General features: G+C 57.2%; 14 protein-coding genes. 4 read left to right on the top strand and 10 right to left on the bottom strand.

The genetic code is table 11. The annotated features are described in order from the left end of the window. The first annotated feature begins 43 nt into the window (after positions 1-43). From ACR0JE_RS16275 to ACR0JE_RS16265, 3 genes are all read left to right on the top strand, one after another. Positions 44-496, top strand: a complete 453-nt coding sequence (locus ACR0JE_RS16275; protein ID WP_480864917.1) for a (2Fe-2S)-binding protein — start codon at positions 44-46, stop codon at positions 494-496. 1 nt (position 497) lies between these two features. Then, entirely contained in the window at positions 498-2,678 is a 2,181-nt protein-coding gene (locus ACR0JE_RS16270; RefSeq protein ID WP_480864916.1) for a xanthine dehydrogenase family protein molybdopterin-binding subunit, read from the top strand. Between the two features lie 81 nt (positions 2,679-2,759). Further along, positions 2,760-3,737, top strand: coding sequence for a pirin family protein (locus ACR0JE_RS16265; RefSeq protein ID WP_480864915.1), 978 nt, complete (start codon positions 2,760-2,762; stop codon positions 3,735-3,737). 45 nt (positions 3,738-3,782) lie between these two features. Here the strand turns inward: ACR0JE_RS16265 and ACR0JE_RS16260 are convergent, their stop codons facing one another. From ACR0JE_RS16260 to ACR0JE_RS16215, 10 genes are read right to left on the bottom strand one after another with little or no spacing between them, the layout of a single operon-like run. Further along, positions 3,783-4,604 carry a 3-oxoadipate:acetyl-CoA acetyltransferase gene (locus ACR0JE_RS16260; RefSeq protein WP_480864914.1) on the bottom strand — a complete coding sequence of 274 codons (822 nt, stop codon included), beginning with the start codon at positions 4,602-4,604 and terminating at the stop codon, positions 3,783-3,785. Between the two features lies 1 nt (position 4,605). Then, positions 4,606-5,490, bottom strand: a complete 885-nt coding sequence (locus ACR0JE_RS16255; protein WP_480864913.1) for an intradiol ring-cleavage dioxygenase — start codon at positions 5,488-5,490, stop codon at positions 4,606-4,608. 39 nt (positions 5,491-5,529) lie between these two features. After that, positions 5,530-7,287, bottom strand: a complete 1,758-nt coding sequence (locus ACR0JE_RS16250; protein ID WP_480864912.1) for an FAD-dependent oxidoreductase — start codon at positions 7,285-7,287, stop codon at positions 5,530-5,532. A 28-nt stretch (positions 7,288-7,315) separates the two neighbouring features. Then, positions 7,316-7,897, bottom strand: a complete 582-nt coding sequence (locus tag ACR0JE_RS16245) for a VOC family protein (RefSeq protein WP_480543871.1) — start codon at positions 7,895-7,897, stop codon at positions 7,316-7,318. A 3-nt stretch (positions 7,898-7,900) separates the two neighbouring features. Then, a complete protein-coding gene (locus ACR0JE_RS16240) occupies positions 7,901-8,968 on the bottom strand; it encodes a branched-chain amino acid ABC transporter permease (RefSeq protein WP_480548175.1) in 1,068 nt (355 codons plus the stop codon). Then, positions 8,968-9,831: a branched-chain amino acid ABC transporter permease gene (locus ACR0JE_RS16235; RefSeq protein ID WP_480543869.1), complete on the bottom strand. Its 864-nt coding sequence runs from the start codon at positions 9,829-9,831 to the stop codon at positions 8,968-8,970. Before ACR0JE_RS16235 ends, ACR0JE_RS16240 begins: the two co-directional genes overlap by 1 nt. Beyond that, complete coding sequence (locus ACR0JE_RS16230; protein ID WP_480864911.1) at positions 9,828-10,538, bottom strand: ABC transporter ATP-binding protein; 711 nt, start codon at positions 10,536-10,538, stop codon at positions 9,828-9,830. The genes ACR0JE_RS16235 and ACR0JE_RS16230 overlap by 4 nt, the downstream gene beginning before the upstream one ends. Further along, positions 10,538-11,257 (bottom strand): ABC transporter ATP-binding protein, encoded by a 720-nt coding sequence (locus ACR0JE_RS16225; protein ID WP_480548181.1) that lies wholly within the window; start codon positions 11,255-11,257, stop codon positions 10,538-10,540. Before ACR0JE_RS16225 ends, ACR0JE_RS16230 begins: the two co-directional genes overlap by 1 nt. 49 nt (positions 11,258-11,306) lie before the next feature. Continuing rightward, positions 11,307-12,581 (bottom strand): ABC transporter substrate-binding protein, encoded by a 1,275-nt coding sequence (locus tag ACR0JE_RS16220; protein WP_480543866.1) that lies wholly within the window; start codon positions 12,579-12,581, stop codon positions 11,307-11,309. Positions 12,582-12,606: 25 nt separating this feature from the next. Further along, positions 12,607-13,668 carry a maleylacetate reductase gene (locus ACR0JE_RS16215; RefSeq protein WP_480864910.1) on the bottom strand — a complete coding sequence of 354 codons (1,062 nt, stop codon included), beginning with the start codon at positions 13,666-13,668 and terminating at the stop codon, positions 12,607-12,609. A gap of 104 nt (positions 13,669-13,772) precedes the next feature. On the opposite strand from ACR0JE_RS16215, the gene ACR0JE_RS16210 reads away from it, so the two are divergent. Beyond that, positions 13,773-14,699: a LysR family transcriptional regulator gene (locus ACR0JE_RS16210; protein ID WP_480864909.1), complete on the top strand. Its 927-nt coding sequence runs from the start codon at positions 13,773-13,775 to the stop codon at positions 14,697-14,699. The last annotated feature ends 518 nt before the right edge of the window (positions 14,700-15,217 follow it).

The following is a 15,217-nucleotide window of genomic DNA, read 5'->3' as shown; positions in this document are numbered from 1 at the left end:
CACAAGATCCCATCAACATCAGGCATCACAAGGACTGTTCCAAATGATCAAATTCGAATTGAACGGCCGACCCGTAGAGGTTGATAACCCCCCTGACGAAATGTTGCTGCTGGTCCTTCGAGATACGCTCAAACTCAAAGGTACGAAATACGGGTGCGGTGCTGCCATGTGTGGAGCCTGCACGGTGCATGTGGATGGTGTGGCGAGCTTCGCGTGTCAGATGTCAGTTAGCGACGTGGAGGGCGCGCAAGTCACGACGATCGAAGGATTGTCCGAAGACGGCTCGCATACTGTTCAGAAGGCCTGGATCGAAGAGCAGGTTGCACAATGCGGCTATTGCCAGTCGGGCCAGATCATGCGCGCGGCAGCACTTCTGGCGGACAATCCATCCCCGACGCGCGAAGAAATTGTCGATGAGATGAGCGCGAACCTCTGTCGCTGCGGCACGTATAACCGAATTTTCAAAGCCATCGAACGCGCAGCCAAGGAGGTTTGAGATGACCATGACCGTGAACCGCCGAGGGTTTCTTAAAGGCGCTGCTGGACTGACATTTTTCATCGGTACGGGTGGCATATCATCCGTCCGGGCTGAGGCCACAATTGGCACGCTGGATGTCAATCATTGGTTGACGATCCGGGCCGATGGCAGCATCCGCGTTGTCTTCCCCTCGACCGAAATGGGGCAAAGCAGCTACTCCACACTGCCACAAATCCTTGCTGAGGAACTCGATGCAGCATGGGACGACGTTGAGATCGAACAGCTAAATGCTGATGATCGACGCTTTGGAAATCAGCTGTTTGGCGGTGTTCTATATACGGCTGGCAGCACCGGAACGCAGTTCTATTTTGACCCGATGCGCAAGGCGGGCGCGCAGGCGCGCGACGTTTTGTTGCAAATCGCAGCACGTGAATGGGCTGTGGACAAAGCCAGCCTTAGGACCGAACCAAGTGTTGTTTTGGGTCCCGATGGCCAACAGGCCAGCTATGGTGAACTGGCGGCGCTCGGTTTGACAGATGTGAAGGTGCCAGACGTTGCAACAGTGCCGCTGAAAGACCCGTCCGCGTTTCGGATCATCGGGCAAGATCTGCCGCGTCGCGATGTTCCGGCCAAAAGCACAGGTCAGGCTGAATACGCGATCGATGTGGATTTGCCCAATATGGCCTATGCGGCTGTTCTACGTGCACCAGTCGAGGACGAAGTACCGCTTTCCATCAACGACGACGCCGCACGCGAAGTACCGGGCGTCATTGATATCGTGACGGTACCGGACGGTGTTGCCGTGGTCGCGGAAAGCCTGTGGTCTGCCTTGGGCGCACGGGGTTTGCTTCAGGTCGAATGGTCCACCACCTCACCCTTCCGGACCTCAAACAGCGAAGAGACGCTGGCCGAATACGCCGCCGCTGTCAGCGCTCCCGAAGCGTCGGGGGCAACCTGGGCCGAGAAAGGCGACGCCCCTTCCGCCATTGGCAACGCTGACCGTCAGTATTCGCAGCTTTATCTGTCGGACTACGCCTACCACGCGCAGATTGAGCCGATGGCGGCTGTCGCAGCTGTCGATGCGGACGGGCAAGGTGCTGAGGTTTGGGCGGGCACGCAAACTCAGTCTTGGACTGCGCGCACTGTGTCCGAGGTTTTGGGTATCCCCGTCGAAAACGTTCGACTGAACATGATGACAATGGGCGGAGGCTTTGGTCGACGCACAGCCCTGATGCAGAACTATGTGCGCGATGCGGTGCTGTGCTCGAAAGCTATTGGACGCCCAGTCAAAGTGATCTGGCCGCGTGAAGACGACGTGAAGCAGGGGACTTTCCGCCCGATTGCAGCCCAAAAGCTTGAGGCCGGCCTGACAGCGGACGGAAAACTGGACGGGTGGTATCACAAGGTCGCCACACCAACCGTGATCGGATTTTTCAATCCCGTACGTTGGGATGCGGTGAACCCCAACGATGTGATCTCGATGCGGGGTGCGGAGAGCAAATTCTATGGGATCAAGGATTTCCGCGCCGATCACCTGATCATGGACCGACACGCGCGCCTTGCCCCCTATCGCGGTATTGGTGCGTCCTACACGGCCTTTGCGGCAGAGTGTTTTATGGATGAACTGGCAGAACAGGCCGGGCGGGACCCATTGGAGTTCCGGCTAGATCTTGTTTCCGAAAACCCGCGTGGGCGACACCTGATTGAGAAGGTGGCCGAGATGTCGGATTGGCAAAATCGGGGTGATCGAAACCTAGGGCTTTCTTTCGCTGGCTACAGCTCCTCCATGGCCGCAGGTGTGGCGGAAGTTGAAGTTGACGCGGACAGTGGAGAGATCCAGATTACCAACTTCTGGGCCGCGATAGATGCGGGCCTGATTGTCACGCCGGACAACGCTCTCAATCAGATCGAAGGTGGTATCGTGTTCGGCATCTCGATGGCTCTTTCCGAAAAGATCGACATCGAAAACGGTGAAGTGGTGCAGAGCAATTTCTGGGACTACGAGATCACACGCGCGTCGCAGATGCCAGAAATTGAGATCTACGTCGCAGAGGTTGATGCGCCGCCTGTAGGTGTTGGCGAGGTCGGCACGCCGATGGTGCCCGCGGCCATTGCCAACGCGTTCTATGCCGCGCAAGGCAAGCGCCTGCGCCACATGCCGTTTACTCCGGATCGCGTCACCGCGGCGCTGGAAACGTAGGTACCTAAGGATGCTGCCGGTCATTTCCTTTGACCGGCGGCGCATTTGGCAAGACCCAACTACAGACAAAGGACCCAATGCATGAGTTGGAACCCCACGCATAACCCTGAGTGCCCAAATGCTTCGGCAGAAAGTGTTGAAACTCTGATTATTCCGCGCGCCCGAGATCTCGGTGGGTTTGAAGCTCGACGCGCATTGCCTGCGCCGGAACGCCAGATGGTCGGACCGTTCATCTTTTTCGACCAGATGGGCCCGGCCGAGTTCATCACGGAAGGCGGCATAGATGTTCGCCCACATCCGCATATCGGTCTTGGAACGGTAACCTATTTGTATGATGGCGAGTTTGAGCACCGCGACAGCTTAGGCACTCATCAAATGATCTACCCAGGTGAAGTGAACTGGATGGTTGCAGGCAAGGGCGTCACGCATTCCGAACGCACCAGTGCTAAAACACGGGCCAAGCGCAATAGGTTATTTGGTATTCAGACCTGGATCGCGTTGCCAAAAGACCGCGAAGACATGGCGCCAGACTTTGAACACCATAAGAACGCGGCGCTACCGGAGCTTCAAGATACGGGCGTTCAAGCAAAGCTCATACTCGGATCGGCCTACGGCAAATCCAGCCCTGTGACGATGCAGTCCGAGACGTTTTACGTCGATGTCATTCTTTCGCCGGGTGCGCATTTTCCATTGCCGGACGATCAGGAAGACCGTGGGATCTATGTCACTGAAGGGTCGGTTGAGATTGCTGGTGACGTCTTCGAAGCCGGGCAAATGATGGTCTTTCGACCCGGTGATAAAATTAGCGTTCGGGCTGGCGAAAAGGGTGCGCGTCTCATGGCATTGGGCGGGGCAACCCTGAGCGAGGAGCGTTACATCTGGTGGAACTTCGTCTCATCGTCCCGAGACAGGATTGAAGACGCCAAAGAGTCTTGGAAGGCGGCGGATTGGGCCAATGGCCCCTTCAAACTGCCACCGGGTGACGACGCCGAGCATATCCCGATCACGCCAAAACTTGAGCAAACCTTGCCTAGTAGAAAAACCGAGCCTTCGGCCTGATTTTTTGACCGGGTTTGTGGGTTTTCAAAGGTGCGCAAACCCGGTCTAGAGGCCCAGAATACTTCGTGCCTGGGCCGCTGTTGCAACTGGCCGATTGTATTGGTCACAGATTTCAGCTGTCCGGGTCACAAGAGCCGCGTTTGATGGTGCAAGCGTATTGCGATCCAGTCGCACGTTGTCTTCCAAACCCGTACGCGCATGGCCACCTGACAAAATTGCCCAATGGTTAAGAACCTCCTGCTGCGCACCAATGCCTGCGGCGCACCAGGGCGCACCGGGAAACAGTCGATCAACTGTCTTCACGTAGAAGTCGAAGACTTCGCGATCCGCAGGCATTGCGTTTTTCACACCCATGACAAATTGCACATACGGCGTGTCTTTGATTTGACCTTTCTTGTGCATCTCGGCCGCCTTCAAGATATGGCTCAGATCAAAGGCTTCAATCTCTGGCTTGACGTCATAAGTGGCCATCTCAGCCGCGAGCCAGTCGACAAGATCGGGTGGATTTTCGTAGACGCGCGTGGGGAAGTTGTTCGATCCAACCGACAGCGACGCCATATCCGGCCGCAACGGCAACATGCCGCCCCGCGTCTTGCCCGCCCCCGACCGCCCGCCTGTCGAAAACTGGATGATCATGCCAGGGCAGTGTTTCTCAAGCCCCTCTTTCAACCTTGCGAACTTTTCCGGGTCGCTTGAAGGCGTTTCATCATCGTTTCGAACATGGGCATGGCAGATGGACGCGCCCGCCTCAAAAGCAGCCTGTGTACTTTCGACTTGTTCTTCGACTGTTATGGGCACAGCCGGATTGTTGGCCTTGGTTGGCAAGGACCCGGTTATTGCAACGCAGATGATGCAGGGGTCGGACATTTCAGGTCTCTTTCGGTGCGAGGACAAAGTCGAATTCGACATCCCAATAGGGACCTTCAAAGCCAACTTCCGCAGATCGCGCCGGATCATCGACCCGGTTGAATTCGGCGATCAGGCTTTCTTTGACCCCAAACACCGAATCCGAATTGATATACTCGTCATCGGGATCAAAGATATGCGTGGTCAGGTCGTCATACCCTTCTTTGGATACGATGTAGTGTAGGTGCGCTGGTCGGTACGGGTGCCGACCAAGACGCTTCAACAGATCGCCAACCGGCCCGTCATCCGGGATTGGATAGTTCTTTGGCCGCACCGCACGGAACCAATACGTCCCGTCAGCACCGGTCGTGAACACGCCGCGCAGGTTGAAATCGGGCTGAATACCTTTCTGTTGTACGTCGTAAAACCCGTCATCATTGGCTTGCCAGACATCAATCTTAACGCCTTCCAACGGGTTGCCGTCCACATCGGTGACACGACCCCGCACCACCATGTCCTCACCCTTTTGGTCGAGACAAATGTTGTGCCCCATCTCGTATTCCGGAGCGCCGCCCACGTGAAAGGGACCCAGCACAGTGTTCTCGGAGGCTCCGGTTGGGCGGCGAGAGTTCACGGCATCCACCAGCATCGAAACGCCCAGGACATCGGACAGAAGAATGTACTCCTGCCGCCAGTCATCGCACATGTGCCCAACCTTGGTCAGGAACATGATTGCCTCGAACCATTCCTGCTGCGTTGGTTCGATTTCCTTCACGGCTTCATGGAGTTTTCGCGTGATGACCTCCATCACCTGCTTGAGCCGTTCGCTTTCTGCGTTTTTGTTGCGTGCAGTGACAACCTCGGCCGAGTTTTCCTCGGTGAAGTATCCCATCTCATGCGAGTCCATTTTGGCCTCCTGACTTGTGTAAGTTTGCTCCAGATTGGCTCATCGCGAAAGGACTATGGTCAGCGCGCGACGCAGTTCGGCTTCGGCATCCGCAGCCATATCGGCTGAGCGCCACGCCACATGTTGATCGGGACGGACCAACAAACAGCCCGTATCCGAAATCTCCGACGCGCGCGCCCAATCCCCGTTGTGGTCAACATAAGTCTGGCGCGGACCGATGACGTGACAGCGAATGGGCATGCCCAGTTCGCGAGAAACGGTCTCGGCCGCCGTCAACCAAGCCTCGCCACCAATTCCGGTCAGCAAGGTGAATTCTCCGCGACCGCACAAATCCAGAGTGGAATGTTTGTTCCCAGTATCATGATCAAACACCCAAACATGTGGGATGCGCGCGCCGGGCCAAGTCGTGGGCTGGTAATGCAGCTCAGCATCCTGATCAAAACCGGGATTGGGTTGACCATCCGGTTCAATCGCACGGGAGTCGTAGCGTTGGTTCATTTCAACGCCATGCGCATCGAACTCATATTTCTTGAAGGCAATCGCCTCGCGAATGGCCTGCCTTTGTGCCGCAGCTTCAGGCGTTGATCCCGAGCGTGCCTCAAGGTTGCTTTGCATGACCTCTGGGTCGACACCTTCTGCCATTCCGAGAGATTCAAAGATAGGACCGAATTCACCGATGGATTGATTGGCTCGTGTGACGATCTGCTTTGCTACCGGCGCGCGCTCTTCGCTATAGCTGTCCAGCAGGTTCTCTCCGGCGTGGCCTTTCAGGACTGCCGCCAGTTTCCAAGCGAGGTTAAAGCTATCCTGAATCGAGGTGTTCGAACCCAGCCCGTTTGACGGAGGGTGTCGGTGCGCTGCGTCGCCCATGATGAACACGCGGTCCTTTTGCATATGGGTCGCGTACATATTGTTGACGGTCCAGGTGTTGGCGCTGATCAATTCGATCTCAAGTTCGGGGTCGCCAACAAGTTGGCGCGCCACCTGCGTGGCCATGGCCTCGTCAACTTCGGGGGCGGGTTGGTTTATGTCATAGCCCCAGACAATGAGCCATTCGTTCCAAGGGCGGACCATGCGGACTAGACCCATGCCAATGCCACCGACATTCGCACCCGGTTGCATCACCCAATAGAGGACCGATGGCCGATGCGCCACGTACTTGCTGAGATCGGCCCGGAACAGGATGTTCATGGACCCGCCGACGCCCATCTGACCTTCGAATGGCAGACCGGCATGTTCGGCAACTAGTGAATTGCCCCCATCCGCACCGACCAGGTATTTTGAACGGATCGTGATTTCTTCGCCCGACAAGCGATCCAAACACGTCGTCGTCACACCATCTGCGTCTTGCTCATGTCGCAAGTATTCGGTGCTCATACGTGCTTGAGTCCCACGGCGACAAGCGGTGCCGAACAGGATCGGCTCCATGAATGTCTGCGGAAGGTCGTTCATCATGGTCGGGCTGGACAGCAGGTGCTCGGCTTTGGATAGAGGATGATTGCCCCAGCTTTTCATCCGTCCGATTTCCTCACCGGCGAGGCTTTCGCAGAACACGTTCTCACCCATCAAATCCTGATGCGCGGCGTGCATATAGGCTTCGGCCTCGACCTCATGACCAAGGTCGCGCAAAACCTCCATCGTGCGCTGATTGGTGATATGCGCGCGCGGCGTGTTGGCCAGCCAGCGATAGCGGTTGATGACCATGTTCTCGACGCCATAGCTCGACAGCAAAGCCGCCGTTGCGGACCCCGCCGGGCCGGTCCCGATGATCAGGACATCCGTTGTGATGGTGGCCATAAGCTCTCTCCCTTGTTGTTTGAATTTATCAGGACCGTGGGTCCCAAAGGCGGCCGTCATATTCGGCCTCATAGGCTTTGCCGTCCGGGTAGCTGACCAGTTCAAGCTGCATGCCCCAGGGGGCGAGGAAATAGACCCAGGTTTCCCCAGCGCTTGGGCCTTCGGTCATGGTTGTCGGGTTGCCCAGGACCTTAATGCCCTTGTCCTGCAAATAGCTGACGGCACCGTCCATATCGGTGGTATAGAACGCGATGTGATGCCCGCCGATATCCGAGTTACGCGGCAGCTTCGTATCCTGATCCGGCGCGGTGTATTCGAAGATTTCAAAATTGGCGCCGTTGCCACAGCGGACCAGTCGCATCGTCGGGATCTCGGCCTTGGCGTCCACGTTTAGATGGTCCGCCATCCAGGTGCTGTCACCGCCCGAGAACGGGCCCAACGGGTAAAACACATTGCAGCCGATAACGTCCTGAAAGAAGGTGACAGCCTCATCGACACTCGGGACTGTAAATCCCACATGGTCTGTACCCGTCATTCCCGGCAGGGAGTTGCCAGCGAATGCGCCAGTTCCTAATGCTGCGACGGCGGTCGTAAATGCGAGTGCTCTCATGGTTCAATCCTCCTTGTTCGACTGCGCGCCAATCACCAGACGACGGCGCACGGGGAATATTTGAAGCCCGGTTTTTTCAGAGATCAGCCCCCAGATGCCGCGCGGTGCGAAGAGCATGACGGCGATCCCGATCAGCCCAAGCACCATGAGGTACCAGGAGCCGTAGTCGGCCAGCAGGCTTTGCAAGATGAAGAAGATCAGCACGCCCAGGATTGGGCCTTCGATGGTGCCGATGCCCCCGATCACCACAATGAAGATCACATAAGCCGTCCAGTCGGTGACCGAGAATGCGGCATCGGGTGAAATCCGAAGCTTTTGAACGTAAATCAGAGCGCCGGTCAGCCCGGTCCCGGCGGCTGAGACGAGGTAGACCAACCACTTCATCCGCACCGCATCGACGCCGATGGATTTCGCTGCTTCGACATTGTCCCGTACCGCAGCCAGTGCCAGCCCACGCTTTGTTCTGAGCAGCCAGTAGATGCCTGCAACCGTTGCGATCACCAGCGCCAAGGCCAGCCAGTAGGTCAGGATATCGCGTGCCGCCGCACCGCGAACATCAAACGTGGTTTGGATCCACTCGGTCGCCCACATCTCGCGCGTTGCTGTGCGCGGCAAAGAGGTGCCGGTGCCGCCGCCGAGCACTTTCCATTGGGCTACCAGCAGGCGCATGACCTCGGCGATGACCCATGTTCCGATGGCGAAGTAAGCTCCTTGCAGCCGGAAGGCGAAGAAAGCCGTGGGTATGGCGACAATCAGGGCTGCAACGCCGCCCAGCAGGATCGCCGGAACCGGGTCCATACCCCAAAGGATGACACCGCCGAACATGGCGTAGGCGCCCATGCCCACGAAGGCTTGCTGGCCGACGGACACAAGGCCACCATACCCCGCCAGCAAGTTCCAGAATTGCGCCAGCACCAGCATGGTGAAGATGAAGAACAGGTCTTGAATCAACCCTCGGCTGGCAAATGTCGGCAGCAGGATGAACAGGATGATCAGGGCGATACAGACGGCTCCGGCACAGTAGGACGCGCGGGTCTGAGTTTGGACGCGGTAAATCGAAGTATCAGCCATCAGTCCACCGCCCTTGGAAACAGGCCTCTTGGTTTGATCAGAAGCACGATGAGAAACGCCAGGTGACCAGCCAGGATTTGCCATTCGGGGTTAATTGCTGCGCCGATAGTCTGCGCGACGCCGATGATGACGCCTCCGATCAGAGTGCCCCACAGACTGCCTAGGCCACCAATGATCACGGCCTCAAAAGCGTAGATCAGGCGCGCGGGGCCGATATTGGGGTCAAAGTTCGCCCTCATTCCCAGATAAAGCGCCGCCAAAGTCACCACGAGCATCGCAATGGCTGTCGCAGTGGCGAAGATGCGTTCTGGCCGGATACCCATCAGACCCGCTGTCACCGCATCATCCGAGGTCGCGCGGAACGCCCGCCCTAATTCCGTGCGATAGAAAAGCTGGTTCAGACCGATGATGACAAGGATTGCTGAGGCAAAGGTCAGCAGCGGCAGTACGCCGAGGTTCAGACCGCCCATTTGAACGGACGCCGTTGCAATCTCACCCGCAGGCAAACGTTGGCTATCGGCTGAGAACCCTTCGAGCAGAGCATTCTGCAAGACGACCGACAGACCGAATGTCACAAGCAATGGCGGCAGGATATCAGGCCCCAGCACGCGATTCAGCACGTGTCTCTGCAAAGCCCAGCCGACGCCAAACATGATTGGTGCGGCAATGATTGCTGCCAAAAACGGAGAGAGACCAAGCAGCGAGACCAGCAGAAGGATCAGATAGGCGGCAAAGACGATGAGATCGCCATGGGCCAGATTGACCAAACGCATGATCCCGAACACAAGGCTCAGTCCTGCCGCGAACAGCGCATAAAGCCCGCCCAACAGAACGCCCTGAATGATGGTGTCGATCCAGATCATGCGGCGGCTCCTCCGAAATAGGCGTCGTGTATGGCCTCGCGGCTGAGCGTCTCGGCGGTACCTTCCAGCGTGACGCGACCCTCCATCATGCAGTAGACGCGATCCGCGACTTTCATCGCTTGACCAATGTCCTGCTCCACCACGATCAGACTGGCACCGGCCTCCTGAATGCGGGGGACGGCATCGTAGATGTCTTTGATGACCACAGGTGCCAACCCGAGGCTGATCTCATCGCACAGCAGAACGCGCGGGTTGCTCATCAGGGCGCGGCCAATGGCCACCATCTGCTGTTGCCCGCCAGACAGGGCTGTGCCGGGGTGGTTGCGGCGCTCTTTTAGAATCGGGAACAGGTCGTAGATTGTCTGCAATGACCAATGGCCCGATACCTTGCGGCCATAGGTGCCGATCAGCAAGTTTTCCTCGACGCTTAGGGAAGGAAACAGCCGACGCCCCTCGGGCACCATGGCCACTCCGCGCGCCATAATTTCGTCGGCGGCCAGGTCTCCAATGGGTTGCCCATCAAAGCGTACTTGGTCTGCTCCGTTGGTCAGAACGCCCGAGATTGAGCGCATGAGGGTAGATTTCCCGGCCCCGTTTGCACCGATGATGGCAACGGCTTCGCCTTCCTCGAGTCGGATATCCACCCCGAACAGGGCTTGGAAGTCTCCGTAACGGGCGGTCAGTGAATGGGTCTCTAGCAGGCTCATCAGACTTCGATCCCCAGGTAGATTTCTTTGACTTCCCGGCTGTTCATGATCTCATCCGGATCACCGAGGCCGATGACCTTGCCGAAATCCAGAACCAGCAGCCGTTCGACGACCGAGGTGAGCGCATGCAGGACGTGTTCGATCCAGATGATCGTGACGCCGCTGCTATGCAGCCCTTTGATCGTGTCAATCAGCGCGGTGCATTCCGCGTCGGTCAGGCCTCCGGCGATCTCGTCCAGCAGCAACAGCTTTGGATTGGTTGCCATAGCGCGGGCCAACTCCAACCGCTTGCGTTGCAACAGCCGCAATCCACCGGCCGTGTCATTGGCCACGTCCAGCAATTCCGTTTGCTCAAGAATGCGGGCGCAGTCCTGTTCGACCTCATGTTCCGATTTGCTCTGCCCATGGGTCGCGGCCACAAGCAGGTTTTCGAACACCGTCAGATGATCAAACGGCTGAGGGATCTGGAACGAGCGCCCAATACCCGACAAGCAGCGCTGCATGGGCGGCACGCGCGTCACGTCAGCCCCGTCGAAATGGATCGACCCCGCGTCAGAGGTCAGATTGCCTGTTATCAGATTGAACAGCGTCGACTTGCCCGCCCCATTCGGACCAATGATCCCAAGGGCCTGCCCTTGCGCGACATCAAAACTGACATCGTCAGTGACGGTGAGCGCGCCGAAGCTTTTCGAGACGTTTTTGAGAGAAAGAATGGTCATACCGGTGTTCCTGCCCCGGACCGGGTCCGGGACGCTGGTTTCATTGCGATCAGGAGATTTCTTCCATCACACCTGCGGTCGGGATTTCGGGTGCTGAAGAGTTGTCGACGATCACGAGGTCATAGCTGCCATTGTCGAGCAGCCTCCACTGCCCTCCGACCAAGGGTGTTTTCGCAACGTTCTGCGCGGCGAAGGGTGGCAGGCCTGCTCCATCAAAGGCGATCCGGCCAACGATCGAGTCCAGCTGCGTCGCTGCGATAGCCTCGGCTACGGCATCGCCATCACCTGCGTCATCAACACGTCCCATGACGTTGGCGGCCATTTCAAACAGCGCGTGCACAAAGCCGATGGGCTGGGTCCATTGGCGGCTGGTGGCGGCCATGTAACCCTGAGCCAGTTCCGCTGAGCTCGCACCGGTGAGCGACGATGAGAACGGATGCGTCGGTGACCACCACACTTCGGAACTCAGGTTGTTGCCTGCGTTGCCCAAAGCTTCGACGGCCTGCGGGAATAGGATGGCTTTGCCGATGCTCGCCGCCTTAGGGGTGAAGCCTTGCTGCTTGGCTTGGCTCCAGAAGGTGGTGAAGTCAGGTGGGATCGGAACGCCGGTTACAATTTCGACATTTGCCTGGCGGAACGCATTGATCTGGGCCGAGAAATCGTCGGTCAGGTTCTGGTACCGTCCGGGATCTGTCAGGCTATATCCCAACTTGGATAGAACCGGCGGGAAACCTACATTCGGATCGCCCCAGGCATTGCCATCACCGTCATTCGGGAACAGAGCACCGACCTGCTTGTTGGTCTCCAACTGGCCCCACATCGCCGTGAAGACCGAGATCACATCCTCAAGGCCCCAGAAGAAGTGATAGGCGTAGTAGAACGGTTCCCAACTTGCTGGATCGCCGGGGTTGCCCTGCTGGCCGATGAACCACGGCTGCCATGGCGCAACAGTGGAAATACACGGTATTTCCTCCGCCTCACAGGTGGAGGCAACGGGGTTGGTCGTTTCTGGCGTCGAAGCGACCAGCATCAGGTCGATCTCATCGTCCACAATCAGCTCGCCCGCCACGTCTGCTGCACGGTTCGGGTTAGACTGGCTGTCTTTGACGATGACTTCAAAATTCGCACCGGCGTCGGACGCGGCGAAATTGTCGAGAATAAACTTGTCGGCCTCAGAGAACGCGGCCAGAGGACCTGATTGCGGGCTGACATAGCCCAGCTTGATCTTGGCGCCCTGAGCGATAGCGGGCGCAGCGAGCGTGCCGGCGGCTAGGCCGAGGCCGGTTGCAGCGCTGGATTGCAGCAATTTGCGTCGTGTGATCATGTGTCCCTCCCTTGACACGGTGAAGTCAAACGCTTGGGGCGTTGCCCGCCCACGCGCTTTGAAGAAGCGCCCGCAGCCCATCAGCAGTGACCGGTTGCGGGTTCCAATACGGGTTTCTAAGTGCGATTTCGGTGGCACGATCCAGATCGGTCTCCGAGAGGCCAAAGTCTCTAAGAGCCATTGGGGCGCCCATGTTTTTGGCAAAATCCCAAAGGGCTTGCCCGGGTCCAGAACCGCCGAGAACATCTGACACCGGGGCCAGCAGCTCCGGTACACCCGCCGCGTTGTAGGCAATGGCATGGGGCAGAACGACTGCGTGGGTTTCCGCGTGCGGCAGATTGAAGGATCCACCCAGCGTATGGCAGAGCTTGTGGTGCAGGGCCATTCCGACCAGACCAAGTACCGTGCCGCAGGCCCAAGCACCGCGCTGTGTTTCTTCTCTGGCTTTCAGATCGTCGGGGTTTGCCACAACGGTCGGCAGGCCTTCTGCAAACGCCTTCAGGCCGTCGGTCGCCAATTCCGTGGTCTGATCCGTGCGATCCTTGGCATAAAGCGCCTCAGTTGCATGAGCCATTGCGTTCAAGGCGCTTGTTACGGTCATTGCAGGCGGCAATGACGCCACAAGTTCGGGATCGTACAGAATGACCTGCGGCAGAACCTTCGGGTCTGTCAGGGTAGTTTTGATGCCATCCTCAGTCTGGCCCAGGATCGGAGTAGCCTCGCTGCCGGCATATGTTGTCGGGATGGCGATTTGTGGCAAACCGGTCCGAAGGGCAATCGCCTTGCCTAAGCCAATCGTCGAACCTCCACCGATAGAAACAATGCTATCGGCATGGACTGACAAAGCGTGTTCAACCGCTTCTTCGGTCACGCCGACCGGAGTGTGCATTGTTGCCCGAGTGAACACGCCTGCAGCACGATCCCCAACGGTTGTCGCAAGCTCCATTGCCATATCGACTTGCTGAGGCGTCGATAGGATCAGCGCCTTATTCGATCCCAGCTCCGCCAACTCCGCGCAGATGTCGTTGCGCAAACCTGCGCCGAACCGGACTTTCTGGCCATTGATGCTGGTGATGTTCGGGGCCATTGGGCGGATTCCAGTCCTGCGCGAAATTGCGGATTGGATGCGACGCTAGCAGGTGTGGACTACGGTCTTGATTGAATTTTCGATCATCAATATAACTTTTCGTTATGAAGTTGGATCCACGACATCTCGAAATTCTCGCGGCCATTGTTGAGGCCGGAGGATTGACCGAAGGCGCTGTTTTGCTTGGCAAATCTCAACCCAGTGTCTCGCGCAGCGTGTCCTTGCTGGAAGATCGCGTGGGAGAACCCCTGTTCGTGCCCGCACGGCGACCTCTGCAACCTACCGAACTTGGTCTTTCATTGGCGCGTGAGGGGCAGAGGATTGTGGATGCCGGTCGTCATGCGAGCCGTCTGGTGGACGAATATCGGCAAGGCCTTGCCGGCGCGGTGCGGGTGGCGGGTACGCCGATCTTCATGGACGGCGTCATCTCGAGCGTGATTGCAGAATTTCAGGCCGAGCACCCAAACATCCGGATCGATCAATCCTATGGATACCCCGCCGATCTGTTGTCGAAGATTTCCAATGAGACATTGGACGTGGCAATTCTCCCTGTTCGTCCGGCCGACGTGTCCGATGAGTACGAGTTCCGCCAAATCCTTCCTGGGCGAAATGTTATTGCTTGCCGCATAGGGCACCCTTTGGCGCGCAAGAAAGAGGTGAAACTCGATGATATTACCAACTATCCTTGGATCGCGCCGCCCGCGAACAGCCCACTTTTCCGCGACCTGAGAAATACCTTGGATGGAATTGGTATGCGCGACCTCAAGATAAGCTTTACCGGAGGGTCTCTCAGTGCGGTCGCAAATGTCTTGACTGGCTCAGACTCTTTGACCGTGTTGCCGTTCTCGGTTGTCTTCATGATGCAGCGCCAAAACACCCTGACATCCCTTCCCATCAAAATCGGCGACCCGGACCGCCACCTGGGCTGCGTTACGCTTTGCAATCGAATAATGTCCCCTTCATCGAGCCGATTCATAAGTTTTGTTGAACAAAAATTTCAGGTCTTGGATCGATTAATTTGCAACGCCTGAGTTGACCGCTGATGCAGGTCAATGGTTCCAGCCCAAGGTTACTTCAGCTTAGAGCTTATTGCCGCCCCGCGGTTGTGCAGAAATCAGCTGCTCAAAGTGAGCACCGGAGTGTCAGCTTTCACAGATTGCCCCATAAGATCTCGCACTCCCCAGCTTTTTCGCGACACGTTTCCCGGATTGGTAGAGTATAAGGCCCGGACAATGTTGCGTCTCGCATTCAGTTTCCGAAACCTAGCTTTGAAGTAAGCGCTGAAATGGTCAACGTTGTCCGATTTCGGTGTCTGATCTGCAAATCAGTCCTGAATTTCCCAACAGGGAAGTCAGTAGCATTGAAATCGCTCTAGGTGCTTGATGAAGGAAGTGAGGCGAAAATGGCAAGGTTCTGTCGCTGGTGGCAGATAAGCCCTTGATTTTAAATCGCTCAACTTTTTACTAGTGCACAAGATTTGCCATTTGCGACTCAAAAGGCTTCCAACGCAATTCAGCATTTGAACCATAACTTTGGCTACCAAATGCCG

This window comes from Ruegeria sp. H3 (genome assembly GCF_056533095.1).
The sequence above is the reverse complement of the archived record's forward strand: the minus strand, read 5'-3'. Positions and strand labels throughout refer to the sequence as shown.